20 protein-coding genes are annotated in these 26,563 nt (G+C 55.9%); 9 read left to right on the top strand and 11 right to left on the bottom strand.

The window, feature by feature from the left end; genetic code table 11:
• Positions 1–194: 194 nt before the first annotated feature.
• From ACFFK0_RS09615 to ACFFK0_RS09625, 3 genes are all read right to left on the bottom strand, one after another.
• The gene (locus ACFFK0_RS09615) at positions 195–614 is read right to left on the bottom strand and encodes a hypothetical protein (protein WP_377469923.1); all 420 of its coding nucleotides are present in this window, start codon (positions 612–614) and stop codon (positions 195–197) included.
• Positions 615–618: 4 nt separating this feature from the next.
• Positions 619–1,434 (bottom strand): hypothetical protein, encoded by an 816-nt coding sequence (locus tag ACFFK0_RS09620; protein ID WP_377469925.1) that lies wholly within the window; start codon positions 1,432–1,434, stop codon positions 619–621.
• A 67-nt stretch (positions 1,435–1,501) separates the two neighbouring features.
• Positions 1,502–3,892: a preprotein translocase subunit SecA gene (locus ACFFK0_RS09625; protein WP_377469926.1), complete on the bottom strand. Its 2,391-nt coding sequence runs from the start codon at positions 3,890–3,892 to the stop codon at positions 1,502–1,504.
• Between the two features lie 352 nt (positions 3,893–4,244).
• On the opposite strand from ACFFK0_RS09625, the gene ACFFK0_RS09630 reads away from it, so the two are divergent.
• Positions 4,245–5,558 (top strand): aminotransferase class I/II-fold pyridoxal phosphate-dependent enzyme, encoded by a 1,314-nt coding sequence (locus ACFFK0_RS09630; RefSeq protein WP_377469927.1) that lies wholly within the window; start codon positions 4,245–4,247, stop codon positions 5,556–5,558.
• A 108-nt stretch (positions 5,559–5,666) separates the two neighbouring features.
• On the opposite strand, the gene ACFFK0_RS09635 is transcribed toward ACFFK0_RS09630, so the two are convergent.
• Both ACFFK0_RS09635 and ACFFK0_RS09640 read right to left on the bottom strand, forming a co-directional pair.
• Complete coding sequence (locus tag ACFFK0_RS09635) at positions 5,667–7,871, bottom strand: methyl-accepting chemotaxis protein (RefSeq protein WP_377469928.1); 2,205 nt, start codon at positions 7,869–7,871, stop codon at positions 5,667–5,669.
• A gap of 346 nt (positions 7,872–8,217) precedes the next feature.
• Positions 8,218–9,477, bottom strand: coding sequence for an S-layer homology domain-containing protein (locus ACFFK0_RS09640; protein WP_377469929.1), 1,260 nt, complete (start codon positions 9,475–9,477; stop codon positions 8,218–8,220).
• Between the two features lie 213 nt (positions 9,478–9,690).
• Between ACFFK0_RS09640 and ACFFK0_RS09645 the strand changes: the two genes are divergently transcribed.
• The gene (locus tag ACFFK0_RS09645) at positions 9,691–11,292 is read left to right on the top strand and encodes an FAD-dependent oxidoreductase (protein ID WP_377469930.1); all 1,602 of its coding nucleotides are present in this window, start codon (positions 9,691–9,693) and stop codon (positions 11,290–11,292) included.
• A 76-nt stretch (positions 11,293–11,368) separates the two neighbouring features.
• On the opposite strand, the gene ACFFK0_RS09650 is transcribed toward ACFFK0_RS09645, so the two are convergent.
• Positions 11,369–11,947: a TetR/AcrR family transcriptional regulator gene (locus ACFFK0_RS09650; protein WP_377469931.1), complete on the bottom strand. Its 579-nt coding sequence runs from the start codon at positions 11,945–11,947 to the stop codon at positions 11,369–11,371.
• 151 nt (positions 11,948–12,098) lie between these two features.
• On the opposite strand from ACFFK0_RS09650, the gene ACFFK0_RS09655 reads away from it, so the two are divergent.
• The 3 genes from ACFFK0_RS09655 to ACFFK0_RS09665 are packed head-to-tail and all read left to right on the top strand — an operon-like array spanning position 12,099 to position 15,065.
• The gene (locus ACFFK0_RS09655; RefSeq protein WP_377469932.1) at positions 12,099–12,869 is read left to right on the top strand and encodes a DeoR/GlpR family DNA-binding transcription regulator; all 771 of its coding nucleotides are present in this window, start codon (positions 12,099–12,101) and stop codon (positions 12,867–12,869) included.
• A gap of 4 nt (positions 12,870–12,873) precedes the next feature.
• Positions 12,874–13,692, top strand: a complete 819-nt coding sequence (locus tag ACFFK0_RS09660; protein WP_377469933.1) for a Cof-type HAD-IIB family hydrolase — start codon at positions 12,874–12,876, stop codon at positions 13,690–13,692.
• On the top strand, positions 13,689–15,065 hold the full coding sequence (locus ACFFK0_RS09665) for an MFS transporter (RefSeq protein WP_377469934.1): 1,377 nt from the start codon (positions 13,689–13,691) through the stop codon (positions 15,063–15,065). The genes ACFFK0_RS09660 and ACFFK0_RS09665 overlap by 4 nt, the downstream gene beginning before the upstream one ends.
• Positions 15,066–15,158: 93 nt before the next feature.
• Here ACFFK0_RS09665 and ACFFK0_RS09670 read toward each other — a convergent pair whose 3' ends face one another.
• The 3 genes from ACFFK0_RS09670 to ACFFK0_RS09680 all read right to left on the bottom strand — a co-directional run bounded on the left by ACFFK0_RS09670 (position 15,159) and on the right by ACFFK0_RS09680 (position 17,948).
• Positions 15,159–15,704, bottom strand: coding sequence for a hypothetical protein (locus tag ACFFK0_RS09670; RefSeq protein ID WP_377469935.1), 546 nt, complete (start codon positions 15,702–15,704; stop codon positions 15,159–15,161).
• 135 nt (positions 15,705–15,839) lie between these two features.
• Entirely contained in the window at positions 15,840–16,088 is a 249-nt protein-coding gene (locus ACFFK0_RS09675; RefSeq protein WP_377469936.1) for a hypothetical protein, read from the bottom strand.
• Between the two features lie 45 nt (positions 16,089–16,133).
• The gene (locus tag ACFFK0_RS09680) at positions 16,134–17,948 is read right to left on the bottom strand and encodes a M3 family oligoendopeptidase (RefSeq protein ID WP_377469937.1); all 1,815 of its coding nucleotides are present in this window, start codon (positions 17,946–17,948) and stop codon (positions 16,134–16,136) included.
• Between the two features lie 194 nt (positions 17,949–18,142).
• Here ACFFK0_RS09680 and ACFFK0_RS09685 point away from each other — a divergent pair, with 194 nt between their 5' ends.
• From ACFFK0_RS09685 to ACFFK0_RS09695, 3 genes are all read left to right on the top strand, one after another.
• The gene (locus ACFFK0_RS09685; protein ID WP_377469939.1) at positions 18,143–18,325 is read left to right on the top strand and encodes a YycC family protein; all 183 of its coding nucleotides are present in this window, start codon (positions 18,143–18,145) and stop codon (positions 18,323–18,325) included.
• A gap of 5 nt (positions 18,326–18,330) precedes the next feature.
• Complete coding sequence (locus tag ACFFK0_RS09690; protein WP_377469940.1) at positions 18,331–18,567, top strand: hypothetical protein; 237 nt, start codon at positions 18,331–18,333, stop codon at positions 18,565–18,567.
• Between the two features lie 70 nt (positions 18,568–18,637).
• Positions 18,638–19,759: a GGDEF domain-containing protein gene (locus tag ACFFK0_RS09695; RefSeq protein WP_377469941.1), complete on the top strand. Its 1,122-nt coding sequence runs from the start codon at positions 18,638–18,640 to the stop codon at positions 19,757–19,759.
• Positions 19,760–20,006: 247 nt separating this feature from the next.
• On the opposite strand, the gene ACFFK0_RS09700 is transcribed toward ACFFK0_RS09695, so the two are convergent.
• Complete coding sequence (locus tag ACFFK0_RS09700; RefSeq protein WP_377469942.1) at positions 20,007–20,705, bottom strand: DUF2225 domain-containing protein; 699 nt, start codon at positions 20,703–20,705, stop codon at positions 20,007–20,009.
• A 347-nt stretch (positions 20,706–21,052) separates the two neighbouring features.
• On the opposite strand from ACFFK0_RS09700, the gene spoVV reads away from it, so the two are divergent.
• Positions 21,053–22,309, top strand: a complete 1,257-nt coding sequence (spoVV, locus tag ACFFK0_RS09705) for a dipicolinic acid transporter SpoVV (protein WP_377469959.1) — start codon at positions 21,053–21,055, stop codon at positions 22,307–22,309.
• 290 nt (positions 22,310–22,599) lie between these two features.
• On the opposite strand, the gene ACFFK0_RS09710 is transcribed toward spoVV, so the two are convergent.
• A complete protein-coding gene (locus ACFFK0_RS09710) occupies positions 22,600–26,307 on the bottom strand; it encodes a collagen binding domain-containing protein (protein ID WP_377469944.1) in 3,708 nt (1,235 codons plus the stop codon).
• Between the last annotated feature and the right edge of the window lie 256 nt (positions 26,308–26,563).

Consider the following 26,563-nt stretch of genomic DNA (forward strand, 5'->3'; position numbering starts at 1 on the left):
CGAGTTGACCGCAGCCAAAGCGCTGGCCACATCGGCGCTTGCGATGCCGGCGGGAATGACGGATACAACCGATGAAGCGGCCAAGGTTGCCGACAATACTTTGGAAAGGCCCTTGCTTATCGTCTTATTGGGAGTTTCTTTTTTATTCTTGGACATTTCGTAACCTCTCTTTGTCTCGGAAGTGTTCGGAACGTTTATCCGTCCAGCTTATTTTTGACCTGGAACACGCGCCAGGCATCGTCAGCAAAGCGGATCAGACTGACCACGTAATGGATATGCCTCAGGTTATTTTGATCTTGGAAAAAGTAATCCAGGTTCGCTCGAAACACCGTTTCCGTACCCGTTGTGACAAATATTTGGTTCTGCAAAGCGAAGCCCTTTTGCAGATCTGCAGGAATCTTCATTTCATGCAGAACAAACTCGTTCATATATCGATCGGCAATACGGATCATCGTTAGCTGCTCCGCAAGCTCAATCAGGGCAAGGTTCTGCACAATTTCGTCTTCAAGCTCTTGCTCCGGTTCATCCAGACAGGCGGGTTCACGATTGCCGCCTGAAGTCCATTGCGACAGCTTGTCACGAATTCGATCTCTCAGCGTTCGTATGGAGGTCATACCGTTACTTTACGTCGTTTTGCTGTGAAAGCTGGTTTTTGACAGCGGTGTTCAGCGCTTCTTGAATCGCTGCCGAGTCGGTATAGCCCCCGGATGGACGGGACGTCAGGACCTGACCCGCTACAGCCTGCTTTCCTTCCGACGACAAGTCTTGGTATACAACCAAAATCAACCCCAAGTAAGGACGTTCCAGTGCATTCTTCAGCTCATCCGGCGATGTCGATTGGTTCACAGCTTGTACCGCTTGACGAAGACCTGCTGCATGCTGGGCGTCGAAAACAGCTTTGCCGAGAGCTTTCTGCAGGCTGCGCACATCCGCATAACCGGATGCAGGCTTATTGCCTACCAGCTTGCTTGCCACAGTGTTCTGGTCAACCTCGTCAAGAACTTGATAGCCGCTCAAATTCAAACCCAGCTCGGCAAGAACGATAGCAGCTTTCATGTCTTCGACTGTGGCAGCTTGCTGAACTTGGGCCAGCGATTGAGCCAACGTCATCTTTGGCACCGCAACAGGGACAACGGGCTTCGGAGCTACCGGTACGTACACTTGATCGGTAACCGTCGGCTCCGGAGTCGTTGGAGCGTCCCCCTCAGAATAAACCGTTTCGCCGACAGACTGACCGGACGGCTCGTCACGGTATACCTCTTGCTCAACCGTCGCATCGTTGCTATTCGCGCTGTTCGAGGTCAGAGCTGCAATGCTGCTGAACGTCTCTCCGGGCAGCACGGCGACGATTGTGGAAGCCGCTAAAGTTGCCGTTAATATTTTGGCTACTTCCTTGGACTTGCTCTTGGAATTCGTTGTTTTCTTGTTTGCCATGGTTTAACCCCTATTCTTAGTAAATTGAAAGCCTATATGATGAATGAAATGGATACCGAAATGAAAGCTACGCACTTCCCCGCAATTTGCGGTTGCAAAAGTCCAGCACTTCTCTAATGAACTTGCCCCCCGCTTCCAGTCGGAACTGCCTCTCGAACATTTGGAATAGTACAAAAGACTCTTCTTCATAAATGTCCAAAGGGTCCCTCTTCTCTAGTGCTCTAAAATGAATCCCCAGTTTTAAGGCATTCAAGCTTTCCATATGTTCGAGCCAGCCTCGGTCGAGCAGCTTCATGAGCTCAAGCCTCCACTCCTCCGACCACAATGGGCTGACAAGCCTATACTGGAAGGAGAACCAATGCTGCTCCCAAGTTTGCTTGATCTGATCGAGTACATCCTGCTGGGTGACCCCCCCGCTGAGCCGGATCGGCTCACCCCACCCAAGCTCGCTTCGGAGCCGGTCCGTCTGCCACTCCTCAAATACATCATTCTCCGGACAATACGCTGCGACTTTCTCAGCAAAGACGTATTTGGCGGATGCCAGCAGCTCGTCGGTCACATTCCCAAGGCTGAACAGCTTCTCGCGGTACTCGTAGTACCACTGCCTTTGCTTATGTACAACACAGTCTAATCGGTACACAAACAAACGAACCTCATACATATGCCGTTCCGCTCGTTCCTGCACCGCATCCACCCAGCGCACCAGCTCCACGTCGGAGCTTCCTTCTTCCCCTGTGCGCCAGCCGATTGCAACCGTTTCCGCTTCCTCCCCGCCAAAACGCCGGATCAGGTCGTCCTCTAACGAAATAAAAAACCGGGATGCTCCAGGAAGCCCTTGCCTGCCCGATCTCCCTCGAAGCTGAAGATCGATTCGTCTGCTCTCATGACGTTCAGTCCCTAAGACATGCAAGCCTCCGAGTGATATGACTTCGGGATCCAAATGGATATCCGCCCCGCGTCCAGCCATATTCGTGGCAATGGTTATGGCCCCCCGTCTTCCGGCGCGACCGATGATTTCAGCTTCTTCTCGCTCCGTCTTGGCGTTCAAAATTTGGCAAGGCAAGCTCATCCCACGAAGTAGCTCATATATTTCCTGGGATTGGCTGATCGAGGTCGTCCCCACCAAAACCGGTATACCTCGTTCATGCAAAGAGGACACCTCACTGGCCAGTCCCCTGTATTTATCCCGCTTGGTCAGGAATACACGATCAATCAAATCCTTGCGAAGGACAGGTTTATGCGTCGGAATTCGGAATACATGCAGCCCGTATATTTCACGCATCTCCTCTTTGTCCGATTCCATCGTGCCCGTCATTCCCGATATGAACGGGTAGAGGCTGAAAAACTTTTGTACGGTAATCGAGGCATGAGCTCGGGTTTCTTCGCTGAGCGGGACATTCTCTTTCATTTCAATGGCTTGCTGCAATCCGTCGCTAAACTCGCGCCCGTCCATAATCCGGCCGGTAAACGCGTCGATAATTTGAACCTTACCCTTATCAACGATGTAGTCTCGATCGGCTTGCATGATGACTCGCGCCCGCAGGCATTGCAGCAAATGGTGATAGATGGTGACGCAGCTTATATCAAACAAATTATCGATCATGAACATAGCCTCGATCTTCCTGATTCCGGCTTCCGTAAACATGACCTGCTGCGTTTCCTCATCGACCTCATAGTCCCTGTTCGTCAGGGCGCGCAACAGCTTGTCGCTTAAATAATAAAGATCGGGGGAAGCCCGGGATTTCCCGGCGATAATGATTGGGGTCTTGGCTTCATCGATGAGGACGCTGTCGATTTCATCAATTACGGCATAATTAAATCCCGGCATGACTCTGCGGTCGATCTGGTACTCCATACGATCCCGCAAAAAGTCGAAACCGAATTCCGACCATGTCCCGTAAACGATCTCCTTCGCATAAACCTCTTTCTTTTGAAGCCCAGACAATGCGGCATGGTTCCACCCTACTGACGTGCCCAACACAGCCATAACTTTGTCGGCTTGAACATAATCGCGCTGTGCCAAATAATCATTAACAGTGATCATATGAACTTGATTCTGAAGACTCAACCAAAAGAGAGGGGGTAAAGAGGCGATTGTTTTTCCTTCGCCGGTCTTCATTTCGGCAACTTGACCGTCAGCCATGACCCAAGCGCCCATGATCTGCTCGTCATGCATAACGATGCCTAGCTTGCGGCTTACCGCTTCCTTGACGAGGGCAAAAGCTTTCACGCGCAAACGATCGGTTCTGCCGCCGGTTTGGACCATTTGTCTTAACTCGCTAGCTTCAGCTTGCAGTTCGTCATCGGTAAGAGCAGATATGACCCGATGCTTGTCGTTGACGAGTCCAACGAATTTACGCAGCCTATCCCTATCGTTGCTTAGCCAACTTCTCCAATTACGAAACAAGCCCTTCACTTCCATTTCATGACTTGATTTCATATAACGGCCGAGCGTCATAAACCTGCCGCCACACAAGCACACCGATGCTGCTCCATTGCTGAACAACCATGTCTTTTAGTCCAGTAATCAAAGACCAAAGTCATGATAAATCCATAATTCGACAATTTTCACGTAGTACAAAATACCCTTTTCAACCGTCATATTCGACATTGTACCCTATCTTCCTGCATATTTCGGTATTCCGATTCACACTTTCTCAAAAAAGTATAAATATTTCGCCCCGTTGTTCCGTTCAGTGCAAAGAAAAGAAAAAATCATCCGAACAAATCCATCCCGTATTGCCGTGACGCACAGCCGCGAAAGTGGTATAATAGCTCGAAACCAATCTGTGGAAGGTGGCACGCTCGCTATGAACCCTCTGGCCAGCCAGCTCAACGAAACGCTGGAACGCGAAAATCCCCACGTATATGAGATGCTGTCCAAGCTCGGCAAAGACATTTATTATCCAAAGGAAGGCATTCTAAGCCAATCCGCCGAAGCGAAGAATAAAGCGACCAAATATAACGCAACGATCGGCATCGCCCTGGAGAACGGAAAGCCGATGCACTTGGCGACGATTCAAGACACACTTTCGGCTTATGCCCCGAAGGATCTGTATCCGTACGCTCCGCCGGAAGGCAAGCCGGAGCTTCGCGCCGCATGGCGCAGCAAGATGGTGGAAGAGAACCCGTCGCTGAAGGACAAAGCGTTCGGCACCCCGATCGTGACGAACGCCTTGACGCACGGTCTAAGCATCACGGCCGACTTGTTCGCCGACGCCGGCGACGCGGTCATCATTCCGGACAAAAACTGGGAAAACTACGAGCTGACCTTCGGCATCCGCCGCGGCGCCGAGCTTGTCTATTACCCGCTGTATAACGATCAAGGCAATTTCAATGCGGATGGCCTGCGCGAGGCGATTATCGCCCAGAAATCCAAGGGCAAGGCGATCGTCGTGCTGAACTTCCCGAACAATCCGACCGGGTATACGCCGGGGCCGCAAGAGGGCGCCGCAATCGTAGCGGCACTGCAGGCCGGCGCCGAAGCCGGCATCAACGTCGTTGCCGTAACGGACGATGCTTATTTCGGCCTGTTCTTCGAGGATTCCCTGCACGAGTCGCTGTTCGGCCGCCTGACCGGTCTGCATCCGCGCATTCTCCCGATCAAGGTGGACGGCGCGACGAAGGAAGAATATGTATGGGGCTTCCGCGTCGGCTTTATTACTTATGGCGGAGGCAGCGCGGCGCTGCTGTCGGCTCTTGAGCAGAAGACGTTGGGCATTATCCGCGCCACCGTATCGTCCTGTTCGCACCCGTCGCAGACGTTCGTGCTGCATGCGCTGCAGTCGCCGGAGTTCGCGGCGCAGAAGCAGCAAAAGTTCGAAATTATGAAGGGCCGGGCCAACCGTGTCAAGGACGTGCTCGACAGCGGACGCTATGACGATGCGTGGGACTACTACGCGTTTAACTCCGGCTACTTCATGTGCTTGAAGCTGAAGACGGTGAATGCGGAGACGCTTCGCACCCACCTGCTCGACAAGTATGGCATCGGCACCATCGCGCTCGGAGACACCGATCTGCGCGTCGCCTTCTCCTGTATCGAAGAGAAAGACATTGACGATCTGTTCGCTACGATTTATCAGGGCGTGAAGGACCTGGAGACCGTAACGAGCGGCACGAATTAATACGGAGCTCCCCATTTATCCATAGAAATTTGCTTCGCATCAGTTCACAAACCAAAAGGCTCCCGCACGGCGCGATCTAAAATCGCCAGAGCGAGAGCCTTTTTGGTTTTATCGAATGCGCCCTTCCGTCAGTTTGAACTGGTTGACCATCGCCAGCAGGGAGCTTGTAATATCGCTGACGCTGGCCGAAGAATACCGCGCCTGCGTCATGCTTTCCGTCAAATCGCTGACGGTCTGCTCCACCTCGCGGGACAAGCGGCGGTTCTCAATGCTGACCTGGGCGATATTCTCCATAACCGAGACCATTTCTTCCACAACCCGAGACTTGCTCGATTCGCTGGCCGCGCTCGCCTCCAGAATGCCGATCGCCGCTTCCGCCATGCGAGCCCCCTCCGATGCGCTGCGGCTGCCTTCGTCAATCGATGAAATCGCCTCTTCGGCATGTACTTTGATCGAATCGACGATACCCGCGATTTTCTCGGTCGACTGCTTCGTCTGCTCCGCCAGCTTGCGGATTTCTCCGGCAACGACGTGGAAGCCTTTCCCATGCTCGCCGACCCGCGCCGCCTCGATGGATGCATTCAGGGCAAGCAGGTTCGTTTGCGACGAGATTTTCTCGATCAGTCCTACGACTTGAGCAATTTCGCCGAAGGTGGTTTGGAACATATGAATCGTTTGATTCGTCTCCGTCACCTTGCGCTGGATGTCTTTCATTTTGCCGCCGACCTGCTCGACCTGCTCCTTCGCTACCGCCAGCTGCTGCGCCGCCTGCCGCTCCATCGCCTTGAGCGAGTCGCTCATATTGGTCGAAACGTCCTTCGCCAGATCAATGTCTTTGAGCTGCGCGCGCATGCTGCGGATCATATCCTCGATTTTGCCGCTGACCTGCCCCGTCGACTGCGCCGTCCGGCTCGTCGTATCGAGCAGCAGCTGCTGGCTCTCGCGCACGTCCGCCGCGGACTGCTTCATGCGCAGCATGATGCCCTCCAGAGAATCGATCAAATTATTGATCCATTTGGCCAGCTCACCCGTTTCATCCTCGGCAAAATCGTCCAGCGACAGCCTCAGTGTCAAGTCGCCTTCGCCCTCCGCGTTGATCCGGATGAACCTCGTCAGCTTGCGCAGCCGTTCGGCGACGCCCCCGGCTCTGCGGCGCAGCAGCCCGAAGCCGAACCAACCGAGCAGGATGTTCACGCCGGCGCTGAGGGCAACGGCGCCCCACGGCGGCAGCAGTCCGGCGCTTAGCCAGGTGATTCCCATATTCAGCACGATGAACAGCAGGGCGAGTCCGATGCGGACGCTGTCCAGCTGCGACTGCAGGCCGCGGATTCGATATACTTCCTCGAGATCCCCTTCGCACATCATTCCCCACAGGTCGGGACAATGCGGCAGACGGAACGTAATTCCTTTGCCGATGACCGGAATGTGCCGGTAATCGGAATAGCCAGGAAACTCGACGAATAAGTTGGAGCCGTTCTTAATCGTGCTCGCTACGCCGGGGTGCAGCTGCCCCGTAGCCGGATCGGTGAACACGAGCTCGAGCTCCGTATGCTCCTTCACCTTCACCGTTCCCCACGCCGTATGTACGCCGTCCTTCAAATTCTCGCCGTGGGTAAACGTTCTGTCCTCAAAGCGGGACCGCGATAAGGCGGTTCCCGGCGCAATATGATGCAGCAGCTTCGGCTCGGCCATGAAAATATAATTGTCCCCCGAGTCCGGGTACACGTGCCCCGATTCGCGCTGAATCAAATCGCCCAGCACATCGTTCGGCACCCGTGCGCACACCGCTCCGCGCCAAGCTCCCTTATCCTTGAGCGGAACGATAAACAGGAGCGTCATTTTGTCATGAAAGGATGACGTGCTCGGTCCGATTTGCAGCGTGCGGGGGTCTGCGTAAGGCCCGTACAAGCACTTGTTCCCTTGGAGCGAATAGTCAAGCCCGGCCGAGAGGGGCGAATCCGCCCGATGCTCGGTCCCGATGTGCGCGCTATATGTCGAATAGACGACAGTACGGCGTTCGTCCAGCAGGAACACCTCGGAGAAGTCCGGGCTCGCCCGCATGGCGCCCTGAAACGCCTTGTCCCACGCTTGATTTCCGACACCGCTTGAAGCGACGCTTTGCTGCTCGCCGGACAGCTGCTCCACGAGCCGGTCGAGCGCGGTCCAGCAATCGTTCGCCCATTGCGTCAAAATGGCTTGCCGCGTATGCGCGATCCCCTCGAACACTTCGGCCACGTCGTCCTTCAGATGCCGGTTTCGGCGATACGCTCGCCATAGCGGCAGCCCTGTGCGGAATCCTAACCAATCAAACATCGCTTATCCCTCCCGCTGACAACAAATATCTATGGTAGATATCTTAACGGGACTTTAGCGTGAACACAAATTAATTTCGACCATTTTTTACATTGAATGCGTTTAACAGGAAACATTGTGTCATAGTTCTTGACATTACCGCTTGGGACCTCCGTCCCCCCTCGACGTTCCATCGAAATCGCGGATGCGTGTCGCTTTCAATATTTTGCAGCTTTGGCCGTCAAAAAAACGCAAACGCTGTCGTCCCGCGAAGCGCCGCCCGTCTGCCTGACAACGCAAAGACCCCCGTGCGCAGCACGCAGCGGGGGCCTTACCGAAGCTTCTAACCTTTTTAATATCTAAAAATTTACTTTACAACAATGGTCGATACCAGGTTGTCTTTACCCTGAAGCTGAACCGCCTGGCCGGCTACAAGCTTCGAAGCGTCGCCGCTGATCGTAGCGTCGGCGGAAACATTGTACACGCTCGTCGTTACGGTACCGTTAACGTCCTGCACAATAACGATTTGCGAAATGTCGCCGTCATTGTTGATGTTATAATAGCTCAGCGTACCGTCAACCGTGAAGGACGGGCTTACTTCCGAGCGCTGTACGACTTCGACGTAAACGACGATGCCGTTCACCGTGCGGACGCGAACCTGATCTCCTACCTGCAGCTCGCTTGCCGCCACTTGCTGGCCGCCGCGGAACACGAACGTATTCGCGTTAAGCGCATAGCTAAGCGTCTCGCCGTTGTTCGTCAGCGTCAGCAGATTGTTGTAAACGGCGGCGGATACGGTCCCCGTTGCCGCGTCGTCGTTAGCGCCCGGCAGCTGCGAGCCGGTACGGTCCAGCAGCGCTGCGATTTGGGCGCGCGTCACCGGTACGTTTGGACGGAAGGTGTTGTCCTCGAAGCCGTCGATAAGACCGCGCTCTACCGCAAGAGCTACGTAGCCGACGGAACCCGCCGGGATTTTATCCGCATCCTTGAAGGTCAGCTGCGTGTTCATCTTCGCTTGCGCTTCCGCATCCAGCTTGAGCGCCTTGACGAGCAGCGTTGTCGCCCACAGACGATCGGCCGGCTTGTTCGCTTGCACCACCGCCTCCGACTCGGCGAACAGGTTGTTCTCTACGGCAACCGCCACATAACCTACCGCCCAAGCCGGAATTTCGTTCGCATCCTTGAAGTTAAGCTTCGTCTGCATTTCGGCCGGGGATTCCGCCTGCTCGCGCAGCCCCATCAACCGGACAGCCGCGGCAATCGCCTCGATGCGGCTTACATTGTTGTAAGGCTTGAACGTGCCGTCCTCGTACCCTTCAAAAATTTGCTTGGAAGCAAGACTTGCTATGTAACGGAGCGCCCACATGGCATCGCCGGATTTCATATCGTTGAACGTCAGTTTAATCTCAAGGCCGTTGCTGCCTTTGGCCCGTACTTGAGCCTGGGCTTGCGCCTTCGCTTGCGCTTGAACCTGCTTCAGGAAAGCTTCGTATTGCTGCTTGCTGCGGCCAAATTTATGGTCGTCGTCATTACCCTTTCCGTTTTTGGCCAATGCCGCGGTGCCGCTTCCCAGGAGTAAAGCTAATGCTGTGCTCGAGACTACAAGTTTGCGCATGATCGGATTCATCGTTCAGTTCTCTCCTTTGAATTCAGTAGAATTGGATAATTACAGCTGCAGGAGACCTCGCGAGTGTTCCCGGTTATGCCATATCGTTCGCCGCCGGTTGTCCGTTTTTTGGGGGTACGGAAAAAAGAAGTTTTTGTCGGCTTTTGATTCAAGCTTCCGCGGCATGATAAACTAGATCAGGAATTTCCAAATGCACAATAGAGGAGCTTATCCATGCCGTACATTCGCAAATCTGCGCGAAGCTGGGCCGGAATCGCCCTTATCGCGGTACTGTCCGCCTGTACTCCCGCCGCGAACACCCCCTCGACTACGTCGGAAGTCCCTTCCGCCGCACCGCCCCATTCGCAAGCGTCCGACAAACCGGCCGCCCCGCCCGCTCCGGCGGAGAAGCCGGTGCAGCAGGAGCAGGCTGACGTTGTCCTGGTCGGAAGCGAGCTGGAGGGCCTGTACTTGGCCCGCGCCGCCGCAGACGAAGGCTTAAGCGTGAAAATCATCGATCCCCGCCCCGCGTTCGGCGGCCAGGTGCTTCAGGGCGAAATGCTGTTCCTTGACGCAGTATCCGACGGGCACGGCAAATCGCTGCATCAGGGCCGGGTCAAAGAGCTGTTCGACGGCTTCAAGAACGGCAAGATTCGTAAGCTGGCCGAGTTTGAGCAATATTTTGCCAAGCTGTCCCAGGGCATACCCGTCGAGCAGGGCGTGAGCTTGGAGCAGGTCGGCGCCGTACAGGGTCCTGACGGGCGGGAGCACGTAAAGGCCGTCACGTATACCGCCAAAGACGGTACCCGGCGACAGCTGACTGCCCAAACGTGGGTGGAGAACACCGATTCGGCCGAGCTGGCGAGCAAGCTGAAGGTGAAGCGGCTGCCGGGTCTCGAAGCCTTCTACGGGCAGGAGCGCATCGAATATATGAGCGCCGGCTATATGATGAAATTCAAGAACGTCGATTGGAAAGCATGGATGACCGCATTCAATGCGATGTCGGACGCCGAGCGCCGCAAGAAGTTCGGCACCGCGTATTTGTCGGAAAGCTATGCGCTCGTGTTTGACGGCGTGACGAAAGCGTATAAGGCGTCCGACGACCGCCTGTTTCTGCGCGGCTTAAACGCGGTGTATCAGCGGGACGGCGAAGTGCTGATCAACGCGCTGCTCGTGTACGACATCAATCCGGCGGATCCCGCATCCGTGCAGTACGCCCTGGATCTCGGCAAGAAGGAGATGCCGCTCATTCTGGAGCATTTCCGCAAGAGCTTGCCGGGCTGGGAGAAAGCCGAGCTGAACGGCTTCCCGGCGCACCCGTATATTCGCGAATACAACCATTATGAAACGGAATATACGCTGCAGGTGTCGGACATGCTGTCCGGCCGCATGTTCCCCGACAACGTTTCGATCGCCGGCTACCCGCTCGACCTGCAGGGCATCACCTCCAATAAGTGGGGCATCGAGATGGGCCGACCGGACAAGTACGGCATGCCGCTGCGCAGCTTCCTGCTGAAGGGCTACGACAACATCGTCATGGCCGGGAAAAATGTCGGGTCCACCGCCATCGCCTACGGCAGCGCACGCATCCAGCCGAACACCAGCCTTGCCGCGGAGTCGATCGGCGTGCTGCTGGCACAGCTGCACGCCTCCGGCAAGCCGCTCACAAGCGTAACCGGCGATGATCTGGCCAAGCTGCACCAGACGCTTGCGAGCAAGCACGGGATCAAGCTGACCGGCGTTGTCGGCGACAACAAGCTGGCCGGCTGGACAAAGGAAGAGCTGCGGAAGCTCGATTCCGGCGAAATCAATTATCCGTCGTACAAGCGCAAATAGCCGGTTCCCGGCAGACCAAACAACCCTGAGGGGCTCATAGCGAAGCGTCCTCAGGGTTTTCATCATTTTCATATGCTTATGTACTTATAAATTGGAAAAATGGCTGAAACGATTTCCGCATATGGGTCTCCAAGCAATCATCCCCGTGGCCCATGCCCCATAGCAGCAGCGCTCCGAAGAACGTCTGCACGGCCAAATCGGCCATGCCGGCCGGCGGCAGCTCCTTAACGAATTCCCCTCTTCCTTGTCCGGTCTCGAACATTGGGACGAGCGCGTCCCGCATGTCGGCGATTTGTTCATTCTGAATGTCCAATGCGGACGAAGTGCCGATAATTCCTTGAAATACCGCCAGGGTCAACGGCCGCGGTCCGCGAAGATGCTCCGTCAGCTGCAGGACGAGGGCTTCGAGCTGTGGCGCAATCGGTCCGGGCTGTTCCAGCAGCCTTCTCGCCTCATCAACGGTCAGCTTCGTCTTAAGCTCGGCAAGCACATTCTCCTTATTGCAAAAATAATTAAAAAATGTCCCTTTCGCCACACCGGCTTTGTCCGTTATTTGGGCAACAGTCGTCGCTTCGTAGCCTTGCTCCGCGAACAAATCAATGGCCGCCTGCAGCAGCTTTGTTCGGGTCGCTTGCTTCTTTTCCTCGCGATTCAAAGTCTCCCCTCCCGCCGCTAGCTTAACACGATATGTTGCTTCGTACAATGTTTCGCTTGTGAATACTTACATGTTCGCGTAAAATTATGGATAACACTTATATTCACTTGAAAATGCTTAATTATTTATAAGGCAAAGGAGATGGCAGTTTGTGTACCAGGAGGAACGATGGGTTGCCATTCTGGACTATTTGCAGCAGCACGGCCGCATCAGCACCGACGACATCTGCGAGCTGCTGAAAGTATCGCGCGATACGGCTCGGCGCGACCTGGTGAAGCTTGAGGAGGACAAAAAAATCGTGCGTACTCACGGAGGCGCGATTTTGCCGACTTTAACCAAGGACGTACCCGTCTACGCCGAACGGCTGCAGGCCGAAACCGGGCCGAAGCGGGCGATCGGCAGGCTGGCGGCGTCGTACATCAAAGACGGGGACTACGTTTTGATGGACTCCTCTACGACCGTGCGCTGGGCGGCTGAGTTTCTGCAAACGAAACGTAATATTGTCGTTACGAATTCCGTGGACGTTGCGACGACGCTCGGTGATAAGTCCGACGTGTCGGTACACCTGCTTGGGGGGATTTTGAGGGGTGGTCAGAGGTCCGTCTACGGCGCCCGTGCGGTTGCGATGCTGGCCGACTATCAGGTTGACCGCCTGCTGATCGGCACATGCGGCATTACCGTAGACGGCTTGTCGTCGCCCTACGAGGAGGAAGGCTTTCTATGCAGGGAGATGATCCGGCGCGCCGATCAAGTGATCGTGCTCGCGGATCATTCCAAATTCGGCAAGCGGCTGTTTCACCGGTTTGCGTCGCTGTCCGATATCGATGTAATCGTCACCGACCAGCTGCCATCGCCGGAGCTTCAAGAAGCGCTCGAGCGCCATCGGGTCGACATTGCTGTAACTGAACCTCAAGGAGGATGAAACGATGATTAAACTTATAGTAAGCGATTTGGACGGCACGCTGCTCGCTCACGACAAACAGGTTCATGAGCGGGAGCGGACGGCGCTGCTGCAAGCCTCCGCTGCCGGCGTCGAGCTGTGCCTCGCATCCGGACGGCTGCACATCGAGATGGAGCATGTCGGGCAATCGATCGGCCTTACCCCGTATATCGTTTCGATTAACGGTGCTTACGTGTTCGGACCCGGCGGCAAGCCGCTCTACGCTACCGGCTTTGATCGTGAGCTCGCCAGCGAAGTGTATGCACTTGGTGCCGGCTTCCAGGTAGGGATGCTGGCCTGCACGGGCGAGCTGAATGTGACCCCCGAGGCCAATGAGATCGTGGAGCGTGTCAATCCGAGGCTGCAGCGTCCAGCTACCTTAATGCCGGAGCTGCCGGAAACGCTTCGCGGCGGCGGCATCAGCCTGTGCAAGTTCTCCTACTTCGGGGAAATGGCGGAGCTGAAACGGCTGCAGGCTTACGCCGAGACGAAGCTGGGCGGACGGGTGACGACGTATATTACCGATGTCGACTGTCTCGATATCATGCCTCATGGCGTTACGAAGGGAGCCGGGCTGGCGATGCTGCTCAAGGAGCTTGGACTAAAGGCGGAAGAAACGCTCTGTATCGGCGATTCCTTTAACGATGTATCGATGTTCGAGCTGACGCCGCACAGCTTCGCCATGGCCGGCTGCGATCCGCTCGTTCGGTCCTCGGCACGTCATACAGCCGCTTGTGTCGCCGATGCGGTCGCCTGGGCGCTGGAGTTCAATGCCGCCGCTGCCGGGAAGACGGGTGCGCGATGAAGAAGCTGCTGTGGATCGGATGCCTCGCCTACTTGCTGACAGGCTTTACCCACGTCATTCTAGGGGCCGTTCTCCCGGAGCTGCTTGCCCATTATCAGGGCACTTACAGCGATGGAGGCCGAATCGTATTTATCGAATTCGCCGGCTTCCTGTGCGGCGTTCTGCTGATGCCCCGGCTCGCCGGAGCGATCAGCCGGCGCCGTGCGCTGCTGACCGCCGCGCTGCTGCTTGGCAGCGCCGAGGTGCTGCTCTCGCTGCTGCCTCCCTGGAACGTCGCCATGGCACTGGCCGGTATGGCGGGCTTAGGCTTCGGCCTGACGGAAGGCGGGATCGGAACGCTCGTCCTCATCGCCGCCAAGGAGAAGCAGGCGGTGGCGATGAGCCGGCTGGAAGTATTTTTCGGTCTGGGAGCTCTGCTGATGCCTTTCATTTCCTCATTTTTGATTATGCAAGGCGTTTGGAGATTGTCGTTCCTTGTCCTCGGCATATCGGCGCTGGCAATGATTCCCGTCTGGGCGAAGATGTCGTTCGGGGAGCTTGACGAATTGCTTGGGGCGAGAAAGCGCGGACTCCGAACCCGGGATGAAGCGGAGACGAGGGCTGGCGGCAGCGGGGCTGAGAGCGCTGCCGGAAGCAGGAGAAGAAGCGAGGCCGACAGCGTGACAGACAGCGGGATCGGTAGCGTGACAGACAGCGTGGCCGACAGCGCCGCCGCCGCCGCCGGGACCGTTCAGCAGCGCGGCAAGGAGCAACCGGGCAGGGCTCCTCATTACGGTACGAGAGGGCTGATCGTGCTCGGGTTGTTCATTTGCGTATTCTTCTTCTACGTCGGTGCGGAAGTCGCTATCGTCAACTATTTGCCGTCGGTGTTTACCGACAAGCTGTCGCTCACCAGCTCGGCGGCTACGCTCAGCGTAACGGCCTACTGGCTTGCGATGGTGATCGGACGGCTCGTCGCCGGCAATATCGCGGAAGCGGTAACGTACCGCAGCTTTATGCTGTGGAGCGTAGCGGGCACCGTCGTTGTCCTGGTCGGCTTGGCGTTCACGAACGGCTTGATCGGCGCTTTCGCTTTCGTGCTCGCCTCCGGCCTGCTCATGGCCGGCATGTTCGCCGTCGCGTTAATCTATGCCAACCGGCTGCTGCCTGAGGCGCTGACCGAACGGACGACCTCGCTGCTTATCGCCGCGGGCGGACTCGGCGGCTCGCTGCTTCCTCTGCTCGTCGGCCGCATCATGGACGCCGAGGGGGCCTCGGCGGCCGTATGGAGCTTTGCAGCCGCGATGCTGCTCATGCTCGTGCTGCTTGCGGCCGCTGCCGCTGCCGGAGGACGCGAACGGCGCACCGCAGCTCAGCAGCCGTCGAGTCACTAACGGATAAAGGCGTTTCAGCTGGTGCACGGCTCGGCGCCGTGCGGAACCCTCGGCGCACGGTGCCAGTCACACGACTGAAGTCGAACCCCCTGCTTAACGAAGCAGCTTCAAGCCGATGCGCAGGTCGTTCTCGCCGAACGCAACGCCTTGGATACCGATCAGCTTCGGCAGCTTATCGTACAGATTGTACCGGAACTCCGTCGCTGTTTGAAGCCAGCCGGGAGGAATTTCATAACCCTTAATACGGACCGATTCCCGGGTCAGGATCAAATCGGGTTCGCTGTACGACATCCGGTATGTCAGCGTCGTTCCGGCTGCGATCGCGTCGCGCCACAGCACGTTGGCGTCCACGATCAGCAGCTCGCCTTGCTGCTCGGCGGACACTCCCGTCAGCTGCAAATCATGCGGGAGATTCGTCCGTCCGGCCATGGAAGCTTTGATCAAGTTATTCATATCCGCTTCGGTCAGCCGTAATTCCATCGTCCGCCGCTGCACCATCTCGGCGATTTTGTCCGGTACGGACAGCTTCTCGTATTGAAGGTCCAGCGCGCGGGTCGGCTGTACGTACCAAACGACCGCGCCGGCAGCTCCTGTCAAGATGAGAACGAGAACGAACAGAAACAAGATCAGTTTTCTCAAATCAAGCTTCACTCCTTCGGGCAATGGCACTCTCTTACAATATACGGCAAAATGTCGTACCCGGTCCATGAAACGGGCCATATGAAAAAACAGACCGGAAAGCCGTCAGGCTTCCGGTCTGTTCGTATATGGTCACTATCCGCGCTGATACTCCAAAACTTTACGAAGCGGAACCCCCATCTCCCGCTGCACGTCCATGACGGTCGCGCCCGGATGGGAAGTCAAGAAGCTGCGGATCGCTTGAGAAAGCTTCGCCTGCTTGCTCATGCATTCCTTGCAGTAGATCGAGGTCGTGGCCAGATGAAGTTTACCGCAGTCTTTGCAATTGCCCAGAGACACTAGTACCACCGCTTCCTTCTCGCGCTGCAGCAGCAGCGTCAGCATTCGTTCATATCCATATTATATCGACAGTGCGGAGCCCAGCCTATACTACCGGCGTACCATATTTTCGGTCAAATTCAAGAACGTTTGCACGTCCTCCACCGCCATTCGGACCCCACCCTGCCAGAAGTCCTGCTTCGTAAGATCGACTCCCAGGTGCTTGTGCGCCAGCTCTTCGACCGTCATCGAGCCGGTGTCGCGAAGCAGCGCTTTGTACCGTTCCTCGAACGCCGCGCCCTCCTGCTTCGCAATCGCATAGATGCCGGCGCTGAACAAGTAGCCGAATGTGTAGGGGAAGTTGTAAAACGGCACTTCCGTAATATAGAAATGCAGCTTCGCCGCCCAAAAATGCGGATGGTACCCGCTCAGCGCATCCTTGAACGCCGTCTTCTGCGCCTCGGTCATCAGCTCGTTCAGCCGCTCGACGCTGACCAGCCCTTTGCGCCGTTCCGCATAGAAGTTGGTCTCGAAGATAAAGCGGGCGTGAATGTTCATGAAGAAGGCGACAGCCCGCTGAATTTTGTCTTCAATGAGTGTGACCCGCTCCTCATCCGTCGCCGCCGCGCTCACGAGTGCGTCGGAGACAATCATCTCCGCAAACGTCGAGGCCGTCTCGGCTACGTTCATTGCATACTCTTGGGCCAGCGCGGGCATGTCGTTCATTACATGCTGGTGATACGCATGTCCGAGCTCGTGGGCGAGCGTCGACACGTTGTCCATCGTTCCGCCGAACGTCATAAAGATGCGCGTTTCCCCCGCAGCCGGGAACGACGTGCAGAACCCGCCCGGGCGCTTGCCGCCGCGGTCTTCCGCTTCGATCCAGCGCTTCTCGAACGCCATCTCCGAGAAATCGGCCAGCTGCGGACTGAACTGGCGGAACTGCTCCACGATCAGCTTGGCGCCGTCGTCGAAAGAAATTTTTTGTACGGAGCTGCCGATCGGCGCTTCCACATCGACCCAAGCGAGCTTATCCAGCCCGAGCATGGCAGCCTTGCGCTCAAAGTAGCCGACGAAAGCGTCCTTCGCGCCTTCGATCGCTCCCCACATCGCATCGAGCGTCGCTTTGGACATGCGGTTGACGGCAAGCGGTTCCTTATGGATCGATTCCCAGCCGCGGTGCTTGTACACGCTCAGACGGAAGCCGGCCAAATGGTTGAGCGCTTCCGCACAGAAGTCGGCCTTCTCCGCCCACGTCTCCTCCCACTTGGCAAACAGCTCCCTGCGCTTAGCCGTATCCGGGGTATGGAGCTTGTTGAACGCTTGCCCCGCCGAGAGCTCGACGATTTTGCCGTCTTCCTCGACCGGCATCCGGAACTGCGACACGGTCGTGTCGTAAAGATCGCTCCAGCCGTGATAACCGTCGACGGCGAGGTCGGTCAAGAGCGCTTCCTGCTCCGGCGGGAGCTTCTCGCCGGCCAGCTCGCGGCGCTCATTCAGGGCGAATCGTACGGATGCGAACGGCTCCTTAACGAGCAGCTGCTCCCATACCGGGTCCGCCACTTTCGTAAGCAGCTCGTCAAACCGGGTCATCGAGCTTTCGTAGGCAGCCCCCAGCACCTTCACTCTGCCGCTGAGCTGAAGCGCCTTCTTGTCCTTCACATTTTCCGCCGTCAAGCATCCGGTGAACGACCCGGCTTCGCGAAGCCGGATCAGCAGTCCTTGCATCCGTTCCACAATATCGGCCAGTCCAGCGCTTTCCTGCGCGTCAGCGGGAGGGGTCACGCCGTTCAAACGGCTCTTGAACTCCTCGATATCGGTGTCAAGCCGGTCTAGGAATGCGGCGAATTCCGCCGAGTCGCTGCCCCCCGGGAAAATGGCGGAGAGGTCCCAGGTTTGATCCAGAGGCGTATGTAGCGTCATCATTCTCACCCTTTTTTGTCCAAATGTTAATTCTCATTAAAACATACTTCCGGCTTGCTTGCCAGCAGCCGGGCATGTCCCTATTACAGCCTATGCAATCTTTCCAATAATTAGGCGTTTGTCATTGCTTCCGCGACCAAATTGTGATTCAATAAGAGATAGCCATGCCGAACTATCTCGAAAGGGGCTTTTCTCCTATGCGACCTCTGCAAATTTCCCCTGAAACGGCCCAGAAGCTTGCAGCCAAGCTGGGCGTGCCGCTCGAACATCTCATGCATATGCCGCAGCATATTTTGCTGCAGAAGCTGGCCGAGCTTGCCAAGAGCGACAGTGCACAGCCGGACGCTTCGGCGGATAAGCCCGAAGAAGGGCAGAGTTAAGAACCGTGTTTCCATTCGATCATACGTGGCCTTACGAGCAATATATGAACGATCTGTATGTGCAGCGCTGTCCGTTTTGCTCCGCCGAGAACGTTTTGCTCCCGCTCAGGCCATCCGAGCTGAAGTCGATCCAGGGCGGCAAGAAGCATCTGCTGGTGTTTCCTTGCTGCCGCCACAAAGTTACGGTTGTGGACGCCGATCGCGACTATTTGCTTACAGACCGGCCCCTGCGTCGCCGTTGACAGGGGGGCCTTTTTTTCACTTTAACGTGCAAATCCGATAGGGAGCTGTGAGGGGAGGGGGGCGATACAAATGCAAGAATGGATGCTGCCGATCAGCAACGTCTGTATGCTTGTCACGCTGAACTACATCGCAATCAAGCTTAGAAGCAAGTGGTTTCTGGAGTCCTACGAAATCGTTGCCGTCCCTGTGCTGACCGGTCTGGCCAGTATCATCCTGATGCTCCTGCCGCTCCCTTCCGCTTTCGGCATTATTGACCTGAGGTTTGCACCGATCGTCATGGCCGGGCTCTGCTTCGGCATGCCGATTTGTGTATTGTCGATGCTGCTTCCCGCCGCATTCAGCTTCTGGACGAATGAGAGCGATTTCTTTTTGCATCTGTGCCAGAATCTGCTTGCGCCGTCCCTGATCAGCGCATTGTTTCATAACCGTGACTACCGGACCGGTTTTCAGTCGATCCGGCTATCGGACGGCTTCCGTACGCTGCTTCTATTTTTTATAGCCCATGTTCTGATCGGCTACGCATTCCATCCCGTTCAGCCGACCGTTGCCGGCTTAATGCCGGAGTTGTATATGCTCATTCTCTGTTCCGCCGCCATCGTCATCCTCATCAAGATGTACAATGACGATAACAAAGCATGGCTGCTTCAGCGGCAGCTGGAGCTGCAGGCGAACCAGGACGGCTTGACGCGGCTGGCCAACCTGCGCAGCTTCATGCGGCTCGCGGAAGATACGATATCCCGTCGCCGCATAGCGATATTCATGATCGATATCGATAATTTCAAACGGTATAACGATCGGTTTGGCCATCTGGCCGGCGATGAGCTGCTCCGCGAAGTCGGTCAAGTGCTGCGGCATACGATTGCGGAGGAAGATTATGTAGCCCGCTACGGCGGTGAAGAATTTATCTTGTTGTCCCACTACACCGACCCGGAGACGCTAAGCGCTTATGCCGGCAAGCTGTGCCAGGCGGTATGCGAGCAAGTGCGGAGCGAATATGATCGCGTTCCGGACAATGCGGCCGCAGCGGACAAGCCGGGCATCACGATCTCGGTCGGCATTTCGGTAGCCGCTCGTCCGGGCGCCGTGCTGGGGCAGCTCATTGCCGAAGCCGACGAGGCGCTGTATGCCTCGAAGAAGAGCGGCAAGAACCGGTTTACGTTCCACCTTCCCGCCGCTTCGTCGACCGGATAGGCGCAAGGCTATACCATCACAAATATAGCGGTTTCGAAGAGCGTTACTTGACAACTTGACATGAGCATAACAATAATAGCGGATTGGCAGCAGCTTATCCGTTGCGATAACCCGAGAACGGCATCCATTTCAAGGTTTCGCAATGTAATAAGCGTCTGTAAATCCGCTATTTTGATGTGCGCCCGAAAATCCCCAGAAAAAATGCCGGGCCCCGGACGGACCCCGTCCGCCGATACCCGACATGATTTTACTTCAGCTTCGACTCCTCCGGAACTTCCAGCTGCTCGGCCAGCATATCCTCGCGCGTCGTCATCCACGCTTCACGGCTGGCTCTGATCATGCCGGAATCCATGATTTTCTTATCGTTGACTACCCGTGCAAACCACTTTACCGCTTCAAAATAACGCTTCAGCCTCCGATTCAATTCGCCGATCAAGAACATCAGCCGCGCGTTGTTCAAATCGACGCCTTCCTTCTCGAAGACGCTGATATAGGCATCGAGAGCATACTCCAGGAACCGGTCCTCGTTCGTCCTATCTCCCTTTTCTCTGTATAACCAGGCGATATGATGAAGAATCCCGGCGATTACCCGATCCTTCTCGCCGATCGTCTGAGCCGTAAGAAGCCCCAGCTTATATGTCGCGAGCGCGTCATCCCAGCCCCGCTCGCCGCCGTAGTCGTGCATCGTCCACAGCTTGGAAATTTTCTCTTTGAAAGCTTCCTTTTGTCCGGACGTAAGTTCCGTGACGAAGCTCTCCGTAGAGGCGAAGCCGCAGAACGGGCAGACGCGAACGACATAATAATCCGGATTGTGCTCTTTGTAATGCAGGCAAAAATCGCTGTCGGTCTTGCTAGCCTTCTTGAAGCTCGGCCGCACCCGCGAGGTCATAAATGAATTAGCGCAAAAAGCGCAATGAATCGTAACCGTAAATAAGGGCTCCACCATGCAGTTTGTACCTCTGCTTTCCAGACGGTTCTCTCCACAGACGTCTAGTAATTCTCTACTTCGTCTTCCGACGGATTTATTCTCGCCACTTCGATGACATAGACGCACAAACAAACCAAAATTCCGGCAATCACTTCAATCATCGCCATCCCTCCGGAACTTATAGAATCCATGTCGTTCTAGTTCTATTGTACCACATGCCCTGACAATCTCGGAACCCCTTCGACAAAATAACGCCCGGCCCTATTCGGCACGGCCCCGCGCCGTTCTGGCATGTCTGTCCGACTCCGCACATAAGCATGTACGAGAGAGGAGTTGGGAGCGAAGTGCGTTACTTGAACAATTATATGACGGCCGTCGTAGCCGCCGGTCTCTTCACGATAACGGCGCTGCTGCTTGCTTTTCCCGGGTCCAGTCTGACGGCCGCGCTGCGGGGTGTCTCGATTTGGTGGGACGTTCTGTTTCCGGCGCTGCTGCCGTTTTTCATCATATCGGAGATGCTGCTCGGCTTCGGTATCGTGCACTTCTTCGGCACGCTGCTCGACCCGCTTATGCGGCCCTTGTTCCGCATCCCCGGCATCGGCGGCTTTGCGATGGCGCTCGGCTTCGCTTCCGGCTATCCGGTCGGGGCGCGGCTGACTTCACAGCTATGGGAGCAGAAGCTGATCACCCGGGTGCAGGGCGAGCGACTCGTCTCCTTCATTACGACGTCGGACCCGATCTTCTTGATCGGAGCGGTGTCTGTCGGATTTTTCCATGATGCTTCGCTGGCCGTCATTCTCGGGATCGCCCATTATGGCTCGGCTGTTCTGGTCGGAATCGGCATGCGGTTCTATGGCCGCAAGGAAGAAAAAGCAGCCCCCGCCGATACAGTCTTGAGTCCATCCGCCGAGGCGGAAGCGGGACCGGCGGCCGCTGGTCCGATCTGGCTGCGTGCCTTCCGGGCAATGCACCATGCCAGAATCAAGGACGGCAGGCCGATCGGCATGCTGTTAAGCCAAGCGGTCGGCAATGCGCTTCAGCTAAACTTTGTCGTCGGTGGACTCGTCGTATTTTTCTCCGTCATTCTCGAAGTGCTTACTTCTGCGGGGGTTATGGGTGTGCTCCATGCCGCAGCCGGCACGGCTCTGCAGCTGGCAGGGCTTCCGGCTTCGCTGTCGCAAGCGGTTGTCAGCGGCCTGTTCGAAGTAACGCTCGGCACCAAAGCGGCGGCTGCGGACGCCGGTCTGCCGCTCGTCAGTAAAGCGGCTATAGCCGCCTTCGTGCTTTCCTGGGCCGGATTATCCGTCCATGCCCAGGCCATTTCCCTGATGAGCCGCACAACAATTCGCTACGGGCCTTTCCTTCTCGCCCGCTTCGCGCACGGCTTGCTGGCCGCCTGCACGGTTGTGCTGCTGTGGACGCCGCTGCAGCCGCTGCGCGGACACGCCTCGGCCGCCTTGGCGGCAATTGCCGCAGAGGGTCCGGAGCAAGCCGCGTGGATGTGGGCGCTGCCGATCGGGGCGCTGCTCTTTTCCGGCGCCATGGCTGTGCTGCTGTCGGCCGCAATCCTGCTCGCGGCTGCCGCCTTTGTACGCCGCAATACCGCCGGTCCGACCGAATGACGCTCTTTCTAGAACGGTATTCGTCAGGGCTGTCCGTTAGTCCCGCCGATTTACCCGCAGCATGCCGCTCCTGTCCGCAGGTGTAGGTTCCATGCCGATGTGTGGCAACCGCTCCGAAGCACAGACGCCACACCGCTTCGGGCGATCCGCTTCCGGCAAACCGCTCTCGCACATGATGAATACTGAGGGACGGAGAACGATAGTATAATAAAACAGCGACAGTCTAGGACTTTATTTCCTCGTCCTTGGCTGTCGCTGCTTCAATTTACGGTCTCAGTCTATAACGTTAACTAATTTTTCACAAATCTTCTTCTTAAAAAGAATCCAAATGCGATCAGGGCGATTCCGCCAATTTCCGTGAACAGATGGCTGGATTCTCCTGTCTGCGGCAATTGCTCCATCGCGCCGCCGTTTGTGACAGCCGGAGCTGCGAGCGGTACTGGCTGGACATCGATGTCGACAAAGATTTCCGTTTCGAAGCCGTACTTGTCCTTTACTTTGATGCCAAATCCGTCTTGCCCCACATACCCGGGATCGGGGCTATAGGCCCAACGCCCATCCGGATCAATCGTAGCCTTCCCGTGATTCGGTTGTTTACCGATCGAAGATACGCCGCCGAGCGGCAGATCGATACTTCCCTCAATCAGGGTGTCCTGATCCGTCGTCTTCTTTACCGGAGGTTGACTCGGCGTCACCGGTGGTGTTGGCGTAGGCGTTACCGGAGTTGGATCCGGAGCCGGTGTTACAGGCGTCGGACCCGGTGTCGGTGTTACCGGCGTCGGCTTCGGTGTTACTGGCGTCGGATTCGGTGTCGGTGTTACCGGCGTCGGATCGGGTGTCGGTGTTTCCGGCGACGGGTCCGTCGGCGTGTCTGGTTGTGGATCTGGATCCGTCGGCGTGTCTGGTTGTGGATCTGGCTTCGGATCCGGGTCCGTCGGCGGTGTTACTGGATCCGTTGGCGGTGTTACTGGATCCGTCGGCGGTGTTACCGGGTCCGTCGGCGGTGTTACCGGGTCCGTCGGCGGTGTTACCGGGTCCGTCGGCGGCGGTGTCGTCGACTTCACGTTCGCAACGTTCAGCGTAAAGCCCGCTGTCGAATTGATCGTCACCTGATGCTCGCTGGAATCCAGCACATAGCCGGCCGGTGCCGTTGTTTCTTTCACAACGTAATCTCCGGCAAGCAGCTTCTTGAACACGACAGTTCCCGTCGTATCTGTCGTCAACGTGTCGATCAGCAGCTTGCTTGAACCCGATTTCCGGTACAACTCGAAGGTCGCGCCGCTCAGCATCAAGCTGCTGCTCGCAGAATCGGTTTTCTTCACGGTCAGCGAGCCTCTGATGCCCGAGCCGGTGCCCGAGCCGCTGGAGACGCCCACGACGATGTCCTCCGAAGTGCTCTTCGTTACCGTCGTGACGTTATTGCCGCTAAAGCTGACCTGGTTCGAGACGGTGTCCTTGTCATTCGCTACAATTAACGATTGATACTCCAGAATGTACGCGGAGCTGATCTCATTCGTAAAGCGAAGCTCAAAGCTTTGCTTCCCGTCATCGTCGGTCGTGAAAGCAAGCGTATAATCCGTTCCTTTCATCAGCTCCGTACCCTTGGTTACGTCGCCGTTAACCGCTACTGTCGTCGCGTACAAATGGAAGGTATCCGGCAGCAGCAGTTGGTTAGAGCTCGGGTTATCGACGATCTTCGCATCCGCTACCGTCGATTGGCCGCGGTTGATATTAATCTTCCAGTTGATCTTGTCCCCGCTCTGCGTTCCTGTCTTATTCACATATTCGCCGCCTTGAGGGATAGAGACGGAGCCGATCAGAGCTTTGGTTACGGGAACAGATCCGTCGAACATGCTGGCCGAATTCGTGACTGTGCTGTCGATTAGTTCGCCGTCCAGGCTCGTCTTAAATTCAATATAGTACGGCGTAGAGATCGGATTCCGGAATGTAACGACCAGCTTGTTATCTGCTGTCACCGAGTACGTATAGTCGGCACTGTCGACTAGGCTTCCCTTCGACGCATTGCCGCTAGCCGGAACGACCATATTGTATACGGCAAGAGAACCGTCGACCAATTTCTGATTGAACAGCAGCGGATCCTCTACTATGGCATTCGCAATCGCTTTGCTGTTGTAGTTGACTCCGACGGTCCACGTAACCTGCTTGGTAACGGCGTTGTACAAACCCGACTTGAAGCCGTTGTTCTTCGACTCGCTTCTAGGCTCGAAAGGATCCGTTACCGATTTATTGCGGTTCGTATTCGAAGCATCCGTCCATGTAAGATCTGCGGTGTTTGAATAATTGCTCGTGTTCTTCGACGGATCGATCCAATCAGGATTAAATTCGGTTACGTAGCTGATCGTGACCCGATCGGTAAGATCTTTGTTGAACGTGATCTTGAAGCCCTGATCGGCCGTCATCGCGCCATCCACCGAATAGTCCGCAGGACTGATTAGCGTTGTACTTGCCGGGCTTCCTTCTTTAATCGTAAGCGATCCGGGAATGAATCTGAGCCCTTTGGCAGGGAACGTATCCGTTAAGGTTACGCCCTTCATCAGCTGCTTATCGGCGTTTAAGGTGATGGTCCAAGCTACCGTTTTTGCTTGGTAATCTTTCGTTCCATCGCCCTTGACCAGAACGACTTGAGTCACATCGTGATAGGCCGAAGTACTTATCCCGCTGCCGGAGGTTACATCATTCGTAATTCTCGCATTATCGAGAACCCGGCTAACGGATTGTGTTCTATACTCGACCTTATAAGCCGAAGTAATATCCTGCGCAAATTGCAGCTTAAAGCCTGTCTTGCCTGTTGCTGTCTCCGGGACTACCGTATAATCGGAAGCCTGCAGCTCGCTGCCAAGCGTCTCGTTACCGTTCTGATCCAGCGTGACCGGATACACTTTCAGCGAACCGTTGACCAGCTGCTGCGAATCGTTGAACAAATCCGTCAGATACGCATTCGCTTTCGCGATCGACTTCTCGTTGTAGTTGTACTTGATCTCCCAGTAGACCGTTTGCGTTATTGAATCATATTTCGTCGATGTTTTCTCTAGCGATTTTCCACGCGTCACGGCGACGGTTGACGTCGCTTCCACGTTCGATGTGTTGCTGCCGCCGAAGATGGCCTTGTTCACGAACGAGGTCTTGTCCATATCGGTGACCGGCGTCGTATACTGAATCCGGTAAGCCGATGTAATCGGGCTGTCCGTAAAGCTGACTTTCAACGTATTGCCCGTCGTGTCCACCGTATACTTGCCCGGATCGACCAAAGCGCCTTTGGTTCCCGTGCCGTTCAGATTCATATCCAGCTCATAGACGGCAACGGAGACCGGAACGGATAACCCCGCTGGAATCGGATCCGTCACGACGGCGTTCTGTACGGAGTCCAGCGCCTTATTGACGTCGATCGTCCAATCGATGTTCTTCGCATTGTAGCCTTGCGGCACGCCGCTCTTGGCAACTGTAGACGAGACAGTCGGTTTGAAGCGAAGCGTAAACTCTTGAGCTCCGCCTTCCGGAACCGTAATCTTCTGCGTCGTGCTGCCTGTTATCTTCGCCCTGTCAAACTGGGTCCGAAAGGTCAGCAGGCCTTGGACGTTGTCGTGGGATTCAATGTAGTCGTTAAACCTCATCACCACTTGATGATTCGCAGCGGTGACTTGGAACGTCCCCACCTCTTCGTCGTCGATCTGCAGCGGACCGCTGACGTCGTTAAACAACAGGAATTGCTGCGGCAGTGTGAACGCAAAGGTATCCCCATCCCCGTATCCATGGCCGTTCGGCAGCGCCCACGTGAAGTCGAGCTGTACCCGGGAGCCTTGCTCGTACACGCTGTCCGTCACAACCTTGCCGCTGCTGTCGTACACAGCCATGGACACGCTTGTCAGGATATTGCTCGAGATCGTTGCCGCATTAGCCCGCGTCAGCAATCCGGTTCCGCTCATCTGCATCAAGACGAGAAGAACGACCAGCAGCATGCTTGTTTTTTTCTTCCACAAGGGACTTCCTCACTCCATTCAACTCTGGCAAATTGTTCTATGAGGCTATTTACAAGTTTCTATTTTCCGTCCCCTCCCTCGACTCTCAGTTTTTGTATCCTCAAGTAGGATACAAATTGTATTCTAAAATATCAACCTAAACAATTTCTAAACAAAATCATACACACAAAAAAAGAACCTGCGCTGCCGGGATGGAGTGCACCCCTTAGAATAGACATTGGAAAAACCCCCTGGTTATTCCGATGAATTCTAAGGG

This window comes from Paenibacillus chartarius (genome assembly GCF_042432825.1).
GTDB lineage: Bacteria > Bacillota > Bacilli > Paenibacillales > NBRC-103111 > Gordoniibacillus > Gordoniibacillus chartarius.

Coding starts and splice junctions, on each gene's coding strand:
- ACFFK0_RS09615 (WP_377469923.1), bottom strand. CDS start 614: ATGACCTCCATACGAACGCTGAGAGATCGAATTCGTGACAAGCTGTCG.
- ACFFK0_RS09630 (WP_377469927.1), top strand. CDS start 4,245: ATGAACCCTCTGGCCAGCCAGCTCAACGAAACGCTGGAACGCGAAAAT.
- ACFFK0_RS09665 (WP_377469934.1), top strand. CDS start 13,689: ATGAAGAAGCTGCTGTGGATCGGATGCCTCGCCTACTTGCTGACAGGC.
- ACFFK0_RS09620 (WP_377469925.1), bottom strand. CDS start 1,434: ATGGCAAACAAGAAAACAACGAATTCCAAGAGCAAGTCCAAGGAAGTA.
- ACFFK0_RS09695 (WP_377469941.1), top strand. CDS start 18,638: ATGCAAGAATGGATGCTGCCGATCAGCAACGTCTGTATGCTTGTCACG.
- ACFFK0_RS09700 (WP_377469942.1), bottom strand. CDS start 20,705: ATGGTGGAGCCCTTATTTACGGTTACGATTCATTGCGCTTTTTGCGCT.
- ACFFK0_RS09680 (WP_377469937.1), bottom strand. CDS start 17,948: ATGATGACGCTACATACGCCTCTGGATCAAACCTGGGACCTCTCCGCC.
- ACFFK0_RS09675 (WP_377469936.1), bottom strand. CDS start 16,088: ATGCTGACGCTGCTGCTGCAGCGCGAGAAGGAAGCGGTGGTACTAGTG.
- spoVV (WP_377469959.1), top strand. CDS start 21,053: ATGACGGCCGTCGTAGCCGCCGGTCTCTTCACGATAACGGCGCTGCTG.
- ACFFK0_RS09645 (WP_377469930.1), top strand. CDS start 9,691: ATGCCGTACATTCGCAAATCTGCGCGAAGCTGGGCCGGAATCGCCCTT.
- ACFFK0_RS09660 (WP_377469933.1), top strand. CDS start 12,874: ATGATTAAACTTATAGTAAGCGATTTGGACGGCACGCTGCTCGCTCAC.
- ACFFK0_RS09635 (WP_377469928.1), bottom strand. CDS start 7,871: ATGTTTGATTGGTTAGGATTCCGCACAGGGCTGCCGCTATGGCGAGCG.
- ACFFK0_RS09685 (WP_377469939.1), top strand. CDS start 18,143: ATGCGACCTCTGCAAATTTCCCCTGAAACGGCCCAGAAGCTTGCAGCC.
- ACFFK0_RS09640 (WP_377469929.1), bottom strand. CDS start 9,477: ATGAATCCGATCATGCGCAAACTTGTAGTCTCGAGCACAGCATTAGCT.
- ACFFK0_RS09625 (WP_377469926.1), bottom strand. CDS start 3,892: ATGACGCTCGGCCGTTATATGAAATCAAGTCATGAAATGGAAGTGAAG.